The organism is Microbacterium sp. GXF7504 (assembly GCF_054798235.1).
Window position 1 is genome coordinate 68,717 of record NZ_JBSJZI010000006.1, and the last position, 16,418, is coordinate 85,134.

Here is a 16,418-nt window from a genome sequence, read left to right on the forward strand (position 1 = left end):
CCCGACCCGGTGCCGAGCGACCCCCTTTTCAGCGAGCCACCCCTCTTCCGACCGTGGAAAGAGGGGTGGCTCGCAGAAAGAGGGGTGGCTCGCGCGGGGGGAAGGCGGGGATGCGGTCAGTCGCCGACGGGGGTGAGGGCGTGGCCGACGAGCCGCTCCAGCACGGCCATGCCGTCGCGGGAGAGGATCGACTCCAGGTGCCCCTGCACCGACGCGAACGCGGCGCCGCGCAGCCCGTACACGTCGCCGGACGCGTCCGCGGCGACCTCGGCCGGGCCGACGTGCGTCGTGCCGGCGGGCACCCGGGCCGTGAAGGTGTTGTAGAACCCGATGGACGCGGGCTCGCCGAACAGGTCCACCTCGAGCTGCAGGCCCTGGTGCGGACGTGCGAGCGGCTCCAGCGCGATGCCGAGCCGGTGCGCGAGCACCTGGTGGCTGAGGCACACGGTCAGCAGGGGGCGGCCGCCCTCCAGCCGGTGGACGACGACCTCCCGCATCCGGGCGATCCGGGGGCTCTCCTCGTCGCGGGGGTCGCCGGGACCGGGGCCGCACACCACGAGGTCGGCCGCGTCGAGCACCGCGGGCGTCGCATCCGGCCACGGCACGACCTCGACCTCGAGGCCGAGGTGACGCAGCTGGTGGGCGAGCATCGTGGTGAAGCGGTCCTCCGCGTCGACGACGACCGCGCGGTGCCCCGCGAACGGGCCCTCGCCGGTCACGTCCTGCGGGTTCAGCCAGAACGCGGCGAGCCGGCTGTTGCGGGATGCGAGCAGCGCGGCGATGTGCGGGTCCTCCGCGAGCGGGCGCGGCTCGGGCGCGGGCTCGTCCGGATCGGCCTCCGTCACGGGGGCGACGTCGCGCGGGATCGCGCCGATCGCGCCGAGCACGCCGGCGGCCTTGCCGTGGGTCTCGCTCACCTCACCGGCCGGGTCGGAGTGGCGCACGAGCGTCGCGCCGACGGGCACGCGGAGGCGGCCGTCCACGAGGTACGCGGTGCGGATGAGGATGGGCGCGTCGAGGTCGTGGTCCGCGCCGTCGGCGGTCGGGGTGAACAGCGCCGCGACGCCGGAATAGTAGCCGCGCGGGGTGAGCTCGTGGCGGGTGATGACGGTGCATGCGTTCTGCATCGGCGAGCCGGTCACGGTCGGGGCGAACATCGTCTCGCGCAGGATGTCGCGCGGGTCGAGCGTCGAGTGCCCCTCGAGCTCGTACTCGGTGTGGGTGAGCCGCGACATCTCCTTCAGGTGCGGCCCGGTGATGCGGCCGCCGTCGCTGCAGACGGCGCTCATCATCTTCAGCTCCTCGTCGACGACCATGAAGAGCTCCTCGGTCTCCTTGGTCGACTCCAGGAACTCCGACAGCGTCTCGACGGTCGCGCCGCCCGCCGGGTGGCGGAAGGTGCCGGAGATCGGGTTCATCGTGACGACCCCGCCGTGCGCGCGCACGTGCGCCTCGGGGCTCGCGCCGACCGCGACGTGGCCCTCGGTGACGACGAGGAAGGTCCAGTAGGCGCCGCGTTCGTGCTCGAGCAGCGCACGGAACCAGGTGAGCCCGGCCAGGGCCGGGTCGGCGTCGACGGATGCGGTGAAGTCGCGGCGGATGACGAAGTTCGCCCCCTCGCCCGAGCCGATCTCCTCACGGATCACCGTCCGGACCGTCTCGGCGTACTCGTCGTCGGTGACGTCGAACCCGGCGTCGGCGAGCGGGATCGTCGCGGTCGGGAGCGCCGACACGACCTCCTCGCGCGGCAGGCGGCGGTGCTCGTCGACGACGAGGCAGCGCAGCGGTGCGGCGTCGTCGTGGCAGTCGAAGCCGCGCTCGACCACCTGCCGGAACGGCACGAGCGCGAGCACCTCGCGGGGGCGGCCGGCCGCATCCGTCAGCGGGATGTCGGCGAGCCGGTCGACGTCGACGACCTCACCGGTGAGCACCTCGACCCAGCCGGGCTCGCGCGCGATGAGCGCGAACGGCGCGGCGGAGGAGGACAGGTCGGCGAGGACGGCCGAAGCGGTTCCGGTCATGACAGATCTTTCGTCGTGGGAGCGGCCGCCTGACGCAGAAGACCGCCCCGAGGGCGGTCGTGTCGCACGCGCACACCGCCTCAGGCGGTGAGCCACCAGGAGCGGTTCGCGAGCATGGGCCGAAGATACCAGATCCGCGGGGCCGCCCGGCCTCCGGGCCCCGTCCAGACTCCGCGGCGTAGGCTTGGATCGTGCCAGCAGTCAACCTCGGGACCCCGCTCGTCCCCGCGACCCTCGCCCCCCGCCGCAAGAGCCGGCAGATCCGCGTCGGCAAGGTGCTCGTCGGCGGTGACGCGCCCGTCAGCGTGCAGTCCATGACGACGACGAAGACGACCGACATCAACGCGACGCTGCAGCAGATCGCGGAGCTCACCGCCGCCGGCTGCGAGATCGTCCGCGTCGCGGTGCCCAGCCAGGACGACGCCGACGTGCTGCACATCATCGCGAAGAAGAGCCAGATCCCGGTCATCGCCGACATCCACTTCCAGCCGAAGTACGTCTTCCAGGCGATCGACGCGGGATGCGCCGCGGTCCGCGTGAACCCGGGCAACATCCGCAAGTTCGACGACCAGGTGGGCGAGATCGCGAAGGCCGCGAAGGATGCGGGCGTCTCGCTCCGGATCGGCGTGAACGCCGGTTCGCTCGACAAGCGCCTGCTGGAGAAGTACGGCAGGGCCACCCCGGAGGCGCTCGTGGAGAGCGCCGTGTGGGAGGCGTCGCTGTTCGAGGAGCACGACTTCCACGACTTCAAGATCTCGGTCAAGCACAACGACCCCGTCGTCATGGTGCAGGCGTACCGCCTGCTCGCGCAGCGCGGCGACTGGCCGCTCCACCTCGGCGTGACCGAGGCGGGCCCCGCGTTCCAGGGCACCATCAAGTCGGCGACCGCGTTCGGCATCCTGCTCGCCGAGGGCATCGGCGACACCATCCGCGTCTCGCTGTCGGCCCCGCCGGCGGAGGAGATCAAGGTCGGCCTGCAGATCCTGCAGTCGTTGAACCTGCGTGAGCGCCGGCTCGAGATCGTGTCGTGCCCGTCGTGCGGCCGCGCCCAGGTCGACGTGTACTCGCTGGCCGAGAGCGTCACCGAGGGGCTGAAGGACGTCACGGTGCCGCTCCGCGTCGCCGTGATGGGCTGCGTCGTCAACGGTCCGGGCGAGGCGCGCGAGGCCGACCTCGGCGTCGCGAGCGGCAACGGCAAGGGGCAGATCTTCGTGAAGGGCGAGGTCATCAAGACCGTGCGCGAGGCGGAGATCGTCGAGACGCTCATCGCCGAGGCCAACCGCATCGCCGACGAGCTGGGCCCCGACGCCCCGATCGGCACGGCGCAGGTCGTCACCGCGTAACGCCCGCGACGGGCGTGCGCTAGCGTACCGGCCATGCCCGCGCAGTCCCGAGCCGCCCTCGCGCGCCCGGTCGTCGCCGGGATCGTCACCGCCCTCGTCGGGTTCACGAGCTCGTTCGCGGTCGTGCTCACCGGGCTCGACGCGGTCGGCGCGACCCCCGGGCAGGCCGCGAGCGGGCTGCTCGCGCTGAGCCTCACGATGGGCCTCGCCTGCATCGTGCTGTCGCTGCGGTACCGGATGCCGATCACCGTCGCGTGGTCGACGCCCGGTGCCGCGCTCCTCGTCGCGACCGGCGCGGTCGAGGGCGGCTGGCCCGCCGCGGTGGGCGCGTTCCTCGTCACCGCCGCGCTCATCCTGCTGAGCGGACTGTGGTCCGGCCTCGGCACGCTCATCGCCCGCATCCCGCCGGCGATCGCGCAGGCGATGCTCGCCGGGGTCCTGCTGCCGCTGTGTCTCGCCCCGGTGACCGGCATCGTGCTGAACCCGTGGGGCGTGCTGCCGGTGCTCGTCGTGTGGCTCGTCTTCGTCCGGCTGCTGCCGCGCTGGGCGGTGCCGCTCGCCTTCGTCGCCGCGGCCGTGGTCGTCGTCGTGGGGTTGGTGTCCTCGGGGGCCGCGGTCGATCCGGCCGTGCTGCTGCCGCGGGTCGAGCTCACCGCCCCCACGCTCTCGGTCGGCGCGGTCGTCGGCCTCGCGCTGCCGCTGTTCATCGTGACGATGGCGTCGCAGAACCTCCCCGGCGTAGCGGTCATGCGGAGCTTCGACTACCGCGTGCCGTGGCGCGCATCGATGCTCGTGACCGGCGTCGGCACCGCGGTCGGCGCCCCCGCGGGCGGGCACGCGATCAACCTCGCGGCGATCAGCGCGGCGCTCGCCGCCGGCCCCGACGCGGGGGAGGACCGCGGCCGACGCTGGATCGCCGGGGTGTCGACCGGGGTGTCGTACATGCTGCTCGGGCTCGCAGCATCCCTGTTCGCTGCGCTCGTCGTGCTCGCCCCGGCCGCGGTGATCCCCGCCGTCGCGGGCGTGGCACTGTTCGGCGCGTTCGGTTCCGCCGTGCAGCAGGCGATGGCCGATGCGGAGGAGCGGATCCCCGCGGTCGTCACGTTCCTGGTGGCCGCCTCGGGTGTCTCGATCCTCGGGGTGAGCGCCGCGTTCTGGGCGCTGGTCGCCGGGCTCATCGTGCGGACCGTGCTGCGCCTCGGCGGGCGCTGAGCCCCGCGGGATGCGGCGGGTCGAGCGTGCAGCACGACATCCGTGCCTAGGCTCGTCGTCATCGACCACGCGGGGGATGGGGCAGAGATGACCGGCGACGACCGACGTGCCACGGACGACCGGGTCGCATCGCCGACGCGACGCCGCTGGCTGCCATGGACGATCGCGGCGGCCGCGGTCGTGGTGGTCGCGGCCGCCACCGGTGGCATCCTCCTCGCCTCCGCCGGCGGCGATGCGGATGCCGTCGAACCGGGCGCCACGTCCTCCTCGCCCCTGCAGACGCCGACGCCGACGGCCGAGGCGCCCGCGGTCGCGCTCGGGGGCGACTGCGCCGCCGCGCTCACCGACGCCGAGGCCGGCGACATCCTCGGCGAGGCCGCGTCTCCCGAGTCCCGCGTGCGCGTCGGCGACGGCGGCGTCCTGGGCGGTGTCGACTGCGGCTGGACCGGTTCCTCCGGGAACGGCCTCCAGGTGAGCGTCTACCCGGTCGGGGTGGTCCCCGCGGAGGTCCTCGCGCTCGCCGGCCGACAGCCGCAGTGCGACGGCGGCGACCGGTGCGAGTACGCCCAGGTCTTCGGTGAGGCCTGGGTCATGGCCCGCGCGTTCGAGGCGGGCGTGCCCGAGCGGGTCGTGGGGCTCGTCGGGCCCCGAGCGGAGGCCGCCCCGGGCACGCCGGGCGCGCCCGGTGCCGGGGCGTGGATCGTGCCGGACTGCGACGCGTTGCGCGAGGACGTCGCCGCAGCGCTGGGCCGTTCGGACCTGCGGCCGTACGCCGGCGACGCGTCCCCCGCCGGCATGGGCTGGGACGTCCTCACCGCGAACGGCGCCGCCGGGTGGTGCGCGATGCACGGCACCGGCGACGACCGCTACCTCGAGCAGATCTCGGCCGACTTCGGGCCCGGCTCGGCAGGGTTCCCGGATGCCGCACTCGCTGCGGCGGGGGCGACGCCGGTGGACGTTCTCGGCGCCGATCGCGCCTTCCTGCGAGCGGACCAGGGGCCGGAGGGGTCGACCGTCTACGTGGAGGCAGGCGGGAACACGCTGGCCGTCTCGGCTCGATTCCTCGACCAGCAGGCCCTCCTCGGTCTCGCCGGGGACATCGTCGCGGGCCGCCGCTGACCGCATCCCGTCACGGCGCGCGGCGGGGATCCCGCCTCCCGTGAACCTTTTCGCGCATGCCGGACACTACAGGGTGTGAACGATGACGTGGCCACGTTGTGGCAGCAGGTGCGCGGGGGCGATGAGAGCGCGCTGGGGACCCTGTTCGACCTCCTCCAGGACCGGCTCTTCCGGCATGCGCGCCGGATGCTCTCGAACCGGGAGGACGCGAAGGACGCGGTGGTGATCGCGTTGTTCGAGCTGTGGCGCAAGCGGACGTCGGTCCGCGTGGTCGACGGCTCACCGCTGCCGTGGCTGCTGGTGACCGTGACGCACACGGCACAGAACCTGGAGCGCTCCGCCCGCCGCTACCGCGCCCTGATCCACCGGACCCCGGCGGCGGCGACCGTCGCGCCGCCGCAGGCGGATGACGAGACCGGCGTGCTCGCGGCGCTGCGGCGGCTCCCGGCCGCCGAGCAGAGCGTCGTCGTGCTGACCGTCCTGTCCGGCTACCCGGAGCGGGAAGCGGCACAGACCCTGGGCATCCCCGTCGGAACCGTGAAGTCGCGCCTTGCACGAGCGAAGGCGAAGCTCCGCGACGAGATCATCGCAATGGAGGCATCGTGGACCTGAACGACGACCGGCTCAGCCCGAGCGAGCGGGGTGACCTCCGCTCGATGATCACCCGTGGTGCGAAACGCCTGCAGGAGCGGCGCGTGCGCCGGGCCCGCGTGATCGGCGGCGCGGTGGCCGTGGTCCTGGTCGGCGGTGTGACCGCCGGGCTGTCCACCGCGCTCCTCGCGCCCCGCGACCCGATCGCGGCGACCCCGGACCCGACCACCTCGGCGCCCGTTCCGACGCCGAGCGAGACGGTCGACGAAGACCCAGCGCCGGTGTCCGCGTTCGGCGGGGAATGCGTGAACGCGCTCACCGACGACGAGGTGACGGCGCTGCGCGGGGCCGGGATGACCCTGAGTCCGCTGCGCTGGGACTCCGGCGCGATCGCGGTGCCCGGGGGACTGGACTGCCTCTGGGTGTCCACCGATGCCTATGCCGCCGCCAAGGTGTCGCTCGTGGCCTACCCGGAGCGCGTCGTGCCCGATGCCATCCGCGCGGAATACGACGACGGCGACTGCGTCCTGGACGGCGACACCGTCCGGTGCGTGCGCTCCGCGGTGGTCGACGGGACGTGGATCGGCATGCGGGTCGCCGGTGCCGACATCGCGCCGGATTCGGTCGGCGAGCTCTTCGGGCTGGCCACCGCCCGCGCGACGGCGCATGAACCTGCGCGGGCCGCCGTCCGCACCGCGGCGTGGACCGACGCGACCTGCGCGGATCTCGCCGGCCGGATCACGCCCGCCGACCTGGGTGTCGACGAGCTCGTCGTCCGTCCCGAGCCGCCCGTGGTCGAGGGGAACTTCGAACCGCCGGTGGCGATCCTCGCCGGGTACGCGACGGCGTGCACGATCGAAACCGTCTCGGGCTCCGGTGACGCCGCGCAGCACGGACTCATCCGGGCGACAGTCGTCCCGGGCGGTGCCGTCGCCTTCGACACCGTCCGGACGGCTCGCGACGGGCAGGACGTGGCGGTTCCCGGTGCGGCGGAGGCTCGCTGGGTTCCCGGTGCCGACCGCTACGACGGCGCGTGGAACGTGCTCGTCATCACGGACGGCGTGAACGTCATCACCCTCGCCCCCGACGGCGACACGGACCCGGGACGCCTCGCACCGGCGGCCTCCGCGATGCTGGCCGCGGGGTGAGCGCACGGGGCGTCGTATCCCGCAGCGCCTAGACTTGACGCTCGTGGTCACACGTCTCTCCAACTTCTTCCTGCGCACGCTCCGTGAAGACCCCGCCGAGGCGGAGGTCACGAGCCACAAGCTGCTGGTCCGGGCGGGCTACATCCGCCGCCAGGCCGCCGGTGTGTTCGCCTGGCTGCCGCTCGGCCTGCGCGTGAAGGCGCGCATCGAGACGATCATCCGCGAGGAGATGACGGCCGCCGGTGCGCAGGAGGTGCACTTCCCGGCCCTCATGCCGCGCGAGCCCTACGAGGCGACCGGCCGGTGGGACGAGTACGGCGACCTGCTGTTCCGCCTGCAGGACCGCAAGGGTGCCGACTACCTGCTCGCGCCCACCCACGAGGAGGCGTTCACGCTCCTCGTGAAGGACCTGTACTCCTCGTACAAGGACCTCCCGCTGACGATCTACCAGATCCAGGACAAGTACCGCGACGAGGCGCGTCCCCGCGCCGGGCTCCTGCGCGGCCGCGAGTTCACGATGAAGGACGCCTACTCCTTCGACTACACCGACGCCGGTCTCGACGCGTCGTACACGGCGCAGCGGGACGCCTACGAGCGCATCTTCACCCGCCTCGGCCTCGAGTACGCCATCGTCAAAGCGGATGCGGGCGCGATGGGCGGTTCGCGCAGCGAGGAGTTCCTGCACCCGACCCCGGTCGGCGAGGACACCTTCGTGCGCTCCGAGGGCGGGTACGCGGCGAACGTCGAGGCGTTCACGACCGAGGCGCCGGCACCCATCCCGTTCGACGGCCTCCCCGAGCCGGTGATCTTCGACTCCCCGGACACCCCGACCATCGACACGCTCGTCGCCCACAGCAACGCGCACCTCGACGCGCCCGCGCCTGGTGTCGCCGGACCCGCGACCGACGGCGCCACGGCGTGGACGGCCGCGCACACGCTGAAGAACGTCGTGCTCGCCCTCACCCACCTCGACGGTACGCGCGAGCTCGTCGTCGTCGGCATCCCCGGTGACCGCGAGGTCGACGACAAGCGCGCCGAGGTGGCGTTCGCCCCCGCCGCGGTCGAAGCCGCGAACGAGGCGGACTTCGCGAAGCACCCGCTGCTCGTCAAGGGCTACATCGGCCCGTGGTCGCCCGAGGGCGCGGTGCTCGGCGAGGAGTCCGCCACCGGCATCCGGTACCTGCTCGACCCCCGCGTCGTCGACGGCACCAGCTGGATCACCGGTGCGAACATCGACCAGAAGCACGTGCACTCCCTCGTCGCCGGCCGTGACTTCTTCGGCGACGGCGTCGTCGAGGTCGCGAACGTCCGCGAGGGCGACCCGGCACCCGACGGCTCCGGCCCCGTCTCGCTCGCACGCGGCATGGAGATCGGCCACGTCTTCCAGCTCGGCCGCAAGTACGCCGAGGCGCTCGGGCTGAAGGTGCTCGACGAGAACGGCAAGCTCGTCACCGTCACGATGGGCTCCTACGGCATCGGCGTCACCCGCATCCTCGCGATCATCGCCGAACTGAACAACGACGCCAAGGGCCTCATCTGGCCCGCCTCGGTCGCCCCCTTCGACGTGCACGTGGTCGCCACCGGCCGGGACCAGGTGGCGTTCGAACTCGCCGAGTCGCTGTCCGCGCAGCTCGAGGCGGCCGGGCGGGACGTGCTGTTCGACGACCGCCCGAAGGTGTCGCCCGGCGTGAAGTTCGGTGACGCCGAGCTCGTCGGCGTGCCCCGCATCCTCATCGTGGGGCGCGGTGCGGCCGACGGCCAGGTCGAGCTGTGGGACCGCCGCACGGGCGAGCGCGAGGTCGTGTCGGCCGACGAGGCCGTCGCGCGCCTCGCCGGCTGAGACGAGCGCCGCTCCGATCGTGGTGCAGGCCCGCTGACCCTTCGGATCAGCGGGCCTGCGTCGTCTTCCCGGCGCCGCCCCTGCGCTCCATCCGGGCGTAGCGGGTGCGGGCGCCGCAGAACACGCCGTACGCGACGAACCCGGCCCCGACGAGACCGACGAGCACCGGCCCGAGCAGCATCCCGCGCAGCGCGTGGACGGCCCCGTCGAGGCCGCCCGCCGCATCCGGGTCGAGCGTCACGGCGGCCACCGCGAGGAGCACCGCGATGATGAGGAGCGCCGCCCCCTTCGCGGTGTAGCCCACGACGCCGAGGACCGTGACGGTCCGGCCCACCGCGCCGCCCGGGAGGTCCATGACCTTCCGGAACCCGCGCCGGACGCCGATCGCGACGAAGACGATCCCCGCGACCCCGATCCCGAGCCCGACGGCGCCGAGCAACCACGGCCCGCCGGGGAGGGACAGCAGGTTGCGGCTCGCGTCGTGCGCGGTGCGCTCGGACTGCGGCCGTGCGCCGAGCGCGATGGCCGCGGCGAGACCGCCGAGCGTGAGGAACGCGACGGCCTGCCCGGCCTCGGAGAACCGGATGCCCCAGGTCGCCCGATCGCGACCGTGCACCACCAGCGCCGACGAGGCGTGCCACAGCCCGAGCGCGGCGAGGCATGCGGTGAGGATCCACAGCAGCACGAACCCAAACGGGACCTCCGCGATCGCCCGGAACGCGCCGGTGTGCCCGGAGTCCGCCTCGTCGCCGGCGGCGACCGCGATGATGATCGAGCCGATGAGCGCGTGCACCACGCCGGTCGCGGCGTAGCCGGCCCGTGCCACGCGTCGCGCCCACGGCTGGGCGCGCGCCTCGCGCATCGCGTCCGCGGCGGCGTTGTCCATGGCACGACGCTATGGCCGCCCGCGCCTGACGATGCCTCCCTTGACAGGGATGCGGGCCGCGCGCCGCGAATCGTCGCCGGAGCAGTGACGGCAATATCCTGACTCGGTGAGTTCCCCGGACCGGCCCGCGCGCAAGGTGCGCTGGAGCGCACTGCCGGGACTCATGGAGAAGGCGCCGCCGCGCATCCTCGTGCTCGTGGGCCTGGTCATCACCGCCCTCGGCGCCCTCATCGTCGTGCGCCCCCTCGCCTCGCTCGTGCTGCTCGGCGTCTACATCGGACTCAGCGCGATCGCAGCGGGCGTGGTGGAGCTCATCAGCCGCCACGGCACCCCGGAATGGTGGACACGGCTGTTCGGCGTCGCGTGGATCCTCGGCGGACTGTTCGTCATCGTGTGGTTCGGTCGCAACATCGAACTGCTCCCGGTCGCCCTCTCGGTGCTGCTCGTCATCGGTGGGCTCGCGTCCATCGGCGACGCCCTCGGCCGCGGCCGGATCAGCGTCCGCGTCCTCACGTTCGTCTGGGGCGGCGCGCAGATCGCGTTCGGCGTGCTCTCGCGCACCTGGCCCGACGTCACGCTCCTGCTCGTGGCCATCGTGTTCGGGGCGCGCACCGCCGTCTTCGGCGTCACCCTGCTCCTGCGAGGCGCGCGGGCGGCCCGTGCCGCACGGGCGCTGCGTCGCGGCGAGTCGCCGCGGGACGTGCGCCCGCGCTCCCGCGCGGCGCTCGCGTGGGCGGCCGCCGGGCGTTACGTCGTCTCGCTGCTGCTCGTCGGGCTCGTCGCGGGCAGTTGGGGGCTCAACCAGTGGCTCTCCGGCGGTGCGCCGGTCATCGACGCGTTCTACGCGACGCCCGACGAGGTCCCGTCCGGTCACGGGCGACTCATCCGCGTGGGCGACTACAACGGACGCGCCCCCGTGAACGGCGAGGTGCGACGCATCCTGTACACGACGCAGGACGCCAACGGCGCCCCCGCCGTGGCGAGCGCGATGGTCATCACGCCGCTCCCGCCGGACCCCGACACCGACGACAGCGAATCGGGCCCGCATCCCGTCGTCATCTGGAACCACGGCACGACCGGCGTCGCGCGCGGCTGCGCGCCGAGCCTCGCCGACGGGACGGCGACGAAATGGGCGATCCCAGGGCTCGAGCAGGCGCTCGCCCAGGGCTGGGTGGTCGTCGCGACCGACTACAGCGGGCAGGGCGCGGAGGGTTCGTTCCCGTACCTCATCGGCGAGGGGGAGGCGCGCTCGGCGCTGGACGCGGTGCTGGCCGCCGGGGAGATCGACACCGACCTGGTGCTCTCCCCGACCACCGCCGTGTGGGGCCACTCGCAGGGCGGGCACGCGGCGCTGTGGACCTCGCAGATCGCACCGGAGTACACGCCCGGGCTCGACGTCCGCGGCACCGCCGCCCTCGCGCCGGCGGGCGACCCGATGGCGCTCGCCGAGGTGCTGACGCGGCAGAGCGGCGACAACTCGCTGCTCACGATCATGATGTCGTGGGTGCTGGTGCCGTACTCGGAGACCTACGCCGACATCGACCTCGACCGCTACGTCACCGCCGCCGCGCGCCCGATCATCCGCGAGATGACGCAGCGGTGCCTCACCGAACCGGGCGTGGTCGTCTCGGCGCTGACCGCGCTCGGCCTCAGCGAGGACACCCCCATCGACACCGCCGACCTCACGACCGGCCCGATGGCGCGCCGGCTGCAGGAGAACACGCCCACCGGGCCCTGGAACACCCCCATCCTGGTCGCGTGGGGCGCGCAGGACGAGGTGCTGCCGCCCGAGACGCAGGAGCAGCTCGTGACGCGCCTGTGCGAGGCGGGGGAGCGGGTGCGCTGGGAGGTGTTCGCCGAGAACCACCACCAGGACATCCTCCAGCCGCCGTCGCAGCTCATCCCGCTGCTCATGCGGTGGACCCGCACGATCATGGCGGACGACCCGACGCCGCTCCAGCTCGCATACCCGCTCGACGATTGCGGGCGCTGACGGCCCTCAGCCGGAGGGGCGGCCCCGGATCGGGTAACGTAGGAGGGATGTCGGCGCGGTACGCCGACGAGAACTGAAGAGGGAGGCCCACTGTGGACATCGATCTCGGACTGCTGCGCACCGTCGAGCGAGAGAAGGAGATCCCCTTCGAGGAGCTCGTCGCCATCATCGAGCAGGCGATCCTCACCGCCTACGCGAAGCACACCTCCGTGGACGGCGAGCTGCCGGCCGGTGCGCGGGCCGAACTCGACCGCAAGACCGGTCACGTCGCCGTGTTCGTGCCGCTGCGCGACGAGGAGGGCGTGGTCATCGGCGAGGAGGAGTCCACCCCCGAGGACTTCGGCCGCATCGCCGCCTTCGCCGCCAAGCAGGTCATCAGCCAGCGCCTCCGCGACATCGCCGACGACGCCGTGCTCGGCGAGTTCCGCGGCAAGGAGGGCGACATCGTCGCCGGCGTCATCCAGCAGGGCCCGAACCCGCGGATGGTGCACGTGGACCTCGGCACCGTCGAGGCGATCCTGCCCCCGGAGGAGCAGGTGCCGGGCGAGGAGTACCGTCACGGCTCCCGCATCCGCGTCTACGTCACGTCCGTCTCCAAGGGCACGAAGGGCCCCTCGATCACGGTCTCCCGCACGCATCCGGGCCTCGTCCGCAAGCTCTTCGCGCTCGAGGTCCCGGAGATCGCGTCCGGCGTCGTCGAGATCGTCGCCCTCGCCCGCGAGGCCGGTCACCGCACGAAGATGGCCGTGCGCACCGAGGACCCGTCGGTGAACGCCAAGGGCGCCTGCATCGGCGAGCTCGGCCGCCGCGTCCGCGCGGTCACGGAGGAACTCGGCGGCGAGAAGATCGACATCGTGGACCACAACCCGGAGCTCGCCGCCTTCGTCGCGAACGCGCTGTCGCCGGCGAAGGTCACCTCGAGCTTCATCCTCGACGCCAAGACCAAGGCGGTGCGCGCCCTGGTGCCTGACTACCAGCTCTCGCTCGCGATCGGCAAGGAGGGGCAGAACGCCCGCCTGGCCGCGAAGCTCACGGGCGCCAAGATCGACATCCAGCCGGACTCGATCCTGGAGAGCTGAGCGGCCGCCCAGGCGCCGAGGTGTAGGATGGAACCCGTACGGACGTGCGTCGGTTGTCGCACGCGTGCTCCCCGCTCCGACCTCCTCCGGGTGGTCGTGCAAGGCCAGGAACTCGTCATCGACGAGCGGGCCGTGCTCCCCGGGCGGGGCGCGTGGGTGCATCCGACGTCCGAGTGCATGGACACCGCGCTGCGGCGTCGCGCATTCGTACGGGCATTGCGTGTGTCGGCACCGCTTGACACGCAGACCATCGAGAAACGGCTGAATGGCTATGGACACAAAGTGAACGGCTCGAAATGAGACCCGTCCGCGACTAACGGTCTGCCCTGTCTGGGTGGACCCCAGACAGGAGAATTGTGGCAAAACCACGCGTACACGAGATCGCTTCCGAGCTCGGCGTCGACAGCAAGGTCGCCCTCGCGAAGCTGAAGGAGCTCGGCGAATTCGTCAAGAGCCCTTCCTCGACCATCGAACCCCCCGTCGCCCGGAAGCTCCGTGCGGCGCTGCAGGCCGACGGCACGGCGAAGCCCGCTGACGCCGCCGCGCCCGCCAAGCAGGCGCCGCGCCCCGCCGGCCGCCCCGGTCCGGTGCGCCCGTCGGCGCCCGCCTCCGGTGCGCCGACCCCCGGTCCCGCGCGCCCGGCGGCCCCCGCCGCGCCCGCCGCCCCGGCAGCCCCCGCGGCGCCGGCGGCCGCATCGGAGCCGGCGACCCCCGAGGCCGCCAAGCCCGCCGCCCCCGCGGCGAAGCCCGGTCCCGGCGGTGCGCCCACCCCGGCGCCGCGTCCCGGTGGCGCGGCCCCGCAGGCCCCGCGTCCGGGTGGCGCCCCGCGCCCCGGCAACAACCCCTTCGCGTCCTCGCAGGGCATGGGGCAGCGCCCCGCGGGTCCCCGTCCGGGGAACAACCCGTTCGCCTCGGCGCAGGGCATGGGCCAGCGCCCGAACCCCGGCAACATCCCGCGGCCCCAGCCGCCGCGTCCCGGCTCCCCGCGTCCCGGCGCCCCGCGTCCGGGCGGCGCGGGTCGTCCCGGCGGCGGCGGTCGTCCCGGCGCGCCGTTCCAGCAGCGCTCCGGCGGCCCCGGCCGTCCCGGTGGCGGCGGCGGCTTCGCCGGTCGTCCCGGCGGTCCGACCGGCGGGTTCGCCGGTCGTCCCGGTGGCGGTGGCGGCCGTGGCCGTGGTCCCGGCGGTGGTACCGCGGGTGCCTTCGGCAAGGGCGGCGGCAAGTCCAAGCAGCGCAAGTCGCGTCGGGCGAAGCGGCAAGAGTTCGAGATGCGGTCGGCGCCGGTCGTCGGCGGCGTCAACGTCCAGAAGGGTAACGGCGAGATCATCCGCCTGCGCCGCGGCGCGTCGATCTCCGACTTCGCGGACAAGCTCGAGGCGCTGCGCGGCTACACCGTGCAGCCCGGCACGCTGGTGACCATCCTGTTCAACCTGGGCGAGATGGCGACCGCGACCGAGTCGCTCGACGAGGCCACCTTCGAGATCCTCGGTGAGGAGCTGGGCTACAAGATCCAGATGGTCTCGCCCGAGGACGAGGACCGCGAGATCCTCGAGGGCTTCGGTCTCGACCTGGAGAAGGAGCTGGAGGAGGAGAACGAGGACGACCTCGAGATCCGTCCCCCGGTGGTCACCGTCATGGGTCACGTCGACCACGGTAAGACGCGACTGCTCGACGCCATCCGCAACACGAACGTGGTCTCGGGTGAGGCCGGCGGCATCACGCAGCACATCGGTGCGTACCAGGTGTGGACCGAGCACGACGGCATCGAGCGTGCCATCACCTTCATCGACACGCCTGGTCACGAGGCGTTCACCGCCATGCGTGCCCGTGGTGCGCAGGTCACCGACATCGCGATCCTGGTGGTCGCGGCCGACGACGGCATCATGCCGCAGACGGTGGAGGCCCTGAACCACGCCCAGGCGGCGAACGTGCCGATCGTGGTCGCGGTGAACAAGGTCGACAAGCCCGACGCCAACCCCGCCAAGGTCCGCCAGCAGCTGACCGAGTACGGCCTGGTGGCCGAGGAGTACGGCGGCGACGTCATGTTCGTCGACGTCTCGGCCCGTCAGAACACCGGCATCCAGGAGCTCCTGGACGCGGTGCTGCTCACCGCCGACGCCGGGCTCGACCTCACGGCGAACCCGAACAAGGCGGCGCGCGGTGTCGCGATCGAGGCCAAGCTCGACAAGGGCCGCGGTTCCGTCGCGACGGTGCTCATCCAGTCCGGAACGCTCCGGGTCGGCGACGCGATCGTCGCGGGCACCGCGTACGGCCGCGTCCGGGCGATGCTCGACGAGAACGGCGACCACGTCGAAGAGGCGGCTCCGTCCCGCCCGGTCCAGGTGCAGGGTCTGAACTCCGTGCCGCGCGCCGGTGACACCTTCATCGTCACCGAAGAGGACCGCATGGCCCGTCAGATCGCCGAGAAGCGTGAAGCGGCCGAGCGGAACGCCCAGCTGGCCAAGGCCCGCAAGCGCATCTCGCTCGAGGACTTCACCCGCGCGCTCGAAGAGGGCAAGGTCGAGTCGCTCAACCTCATCATCAAGGGCGACGTGTCCGGTGCCGTCGAGGCGCTGGAGCAGTCGCTCCTCGAGATCGAGGTCGACGACTCGGTGCAGCTGCGCATCATCCACCGCGGCGTCGGTGCCATCACCGAGTCGGACATCAACCTCGCGACGATCGACAACGCGATCGTCATCGGGTTCAACGTCCGCCCCGACACGAAGGCCCGCGAGCGTGCCGCCCGCGAGGGTGTGGACGTGCGCTTCTACTCCGTCATCTACAACGCGATCGACGATGTCGAGCAGTCGCTCAAGGGCCTGCTCAAGCCGGAGTACGAAGAGGTCCAGTCGGGTGTCGCGGAGATCCGCGAGGTGTTCCGTTCCTCCAAGTTCGGCAACATCGCCGGTGTCATCGTCCGCAGCGGCACCATCACCCGCAACGCGAAGGCCCGCGTCATCCGCGACGGCGTGGTCATCGCGGACGGGCTGGCCATCGAGTCGCTGCGCCGGTTCAAGGACGACGTCACCGAGGTCCGCACGGACTTCGAGTGCGGTATCGGCCTCGGCAAGTACAACGACATCCAGGTCGGCGACGAGATCGAGACGACCGAGATGGTGGAGAAGCCGCGCGGCTGATCCGAGAACGGTTCGGGGGGCGCCTGCGGGCGTCCCCCTTCCGTCTTGACGA

General features: G+C 72.8%; 12 protein-coding genes. 10 read left to right on the forward strand and 2 right to left on the reverse strand.

Annotated features, from left to right (window positions below; translation table 11 throughout):
- Window positions 1–116: 116 nt before the first annotated feature.
- Complete coding sequence (locus ACWAUO_RS14190) at window positions 117–2,021, reverse strand: chorismate-binding protein (protein WP_460776341.1); 1,905 nt, start codon at window positions 2,019–2,021, stop codon at window positions 117–119.
- Window positions 2,022–2,212: 191 nt separating this feature from the next.
- Here ACWAUO_RS14190 and ispG point away from each other — a divergent pair, with 191 nt between their 5' ends.
- The 6 genes from ispG (at window position 2,213) to ACWAUO_RS14220 (ending at window position 9,274) form a co-directional block, all read left to right on the forward strand.
- The gene (ispG, locus tag ACWAUO_RS14195; protein WP_460776342.1) at window positions 2,213–3,364 is read left to right on the forward strand and encodes a flavodoxin-dependent (E)-4-hydroxy-3-methylbut-2-enyl-diphosphate synthase; all 1,152 of its coding nucleotides are present in this window, start codon (window positions 2,213–2,215) and stop codon (window positions 3,362–3,364) included.
- A gap of 33 nt (window positions 3,365–3,397) precedes the next feature.
- Window positions 3,398–4,576 (forward strand): benzoate/H(+) symporter BenE family transporter, encoded by a 1,179-nt coding sequence (locus tag ACWAUO_RS14200; protein WP_460776344.1) that lies wholly within the window; start codon window positions 3,398–3,400, stop codon window positions 4,574–4,576.
- Window positions 4,577–4,663: 87 nt separating this feature from the next.
- Complete coding sequence (locus ACWAUO_RS14205) at window positions 4,664–5,695, forward strand: hypothetical protein (protein ID WP_460776345.1); 1,032 nt, start codon at window positions 4,664–4,666, stop codon at window positions 5,693–5,695.
- Window positions 5,696–5,770: 75 nt separating this feature from the next.
- Window positions 5,771–6,307 (forward strand): RNA polymerase sigma factor, encoded by a 537-nt coding sequence (locus tag ACWAUO_RS14210; RefSeq protein WP_460776346.1) that lies wholly within the window; start codon window positions 5,771–5,773, stop codon window positions 6,305–6,307.
- Window positions 6,298–7,434: a hypothetical protein gene (locus ACWAUO_RS14215; RefSeq protein ID WP_460776348.1), complete on the forward strand. Its 1,137-nt coding sequence runs from the start codon at window positions 6,298–6,300 to the stop codon at window positions 7,432–7,434. Before ACWAUO_RS14210 ends, ACWAUO_RS14215 begins: the two co-directional genes overlap by 10 nt.
- Window positions 7,435–7,477: 43 nt before the next feature.
- The gene (locus ACWAUO_RS14220) at window positions 7,478–9,274 is read left to right on the forward strand and encodes a proline--tRNA ligase (RefSeq protein ID WP_460776349.1); all 1,797 of its coding nucleotides are present in this window, start codon (window positions 7,478–7,480) and stop codon (window positions 9,272–9,274) included.
- 46 nt (window positions 9,275–9,320) lie between these two features.
- On the opposite strand, the gene ACWAUO_RS14225 is transcribed toward ACWAUO_RS14220, so the two are convergent.
- Entirely contained in the window at window positions 9,321–10,160 is an 840-nt protein-coding gene (locus ACWAUO_RS14225) for a DUF1206 domain-containing protein (protein ID WP_460776351.1), read from the reverse strand.
- A gap of 106 nt (window positions 10,161–10,266) precedes the next feature.
- Between ACWAUO_RS14225 and ACWAUO_RS14230 the strand changes: the two genes are divergently transcribed.
- The 4 genes from ACWAUO_RS14230 to infB all read left to right on the forward strand — a co-directional run bounded on the left by ACWAUO_RS14230 (window position 10,267) and on the right by infB (window position 16,366).
- Complete coding sequence (locus tag ACWAUO_RS14230; RefSeq protein ID WP_460776352.1) at window positions 10,267–12,153, forward strand: lipase family protein; 1,887 nt, start codon at window positions 10,267–10,269, stop codon at window positions 12,151–12,153.
- 92 nt (window positions 12,154–12,245) lie between these two features.
- Window positions 12,246–13,232, forward strand: coding sequence for a transcription termination factor NusA (nusA, locus tag ACWAUO_RS14235; RefSeq protein WP_460776353.1), 987 nt, complete (start codon window positions 12,246–12,248; stop codon window positions 13,230–13,232).
- A 27-nt stretch (window positions 13,233–13,259) separates the two neighbouring features.
- Window positions 13,260–13,532, forward strand: a complete 273-nt coding sequence (locus ACWAUO_RS14240; RefSeq protein ID WP_460776355.1) for a YlxR family protein — start codon at window positions 13,260–13,262, stop codon at window positions 13,530–13,532.
- 56 nt (window positions 13,533–13,588) lie between these two features.
- Complete coding sequence (gene infB, locus ACWAUO_RS14245) at window positions 13,589–16,366, forward strand: translation initiation factor IF-2 (RefSeq protein WP_460776356.1); 2,778 nt, start codon at window positions 13,589–13,591, stop codon at window positions 16,364–16,366.
- Window positions 16,367–16,418 lie beyond the last annotated feature (52 nt).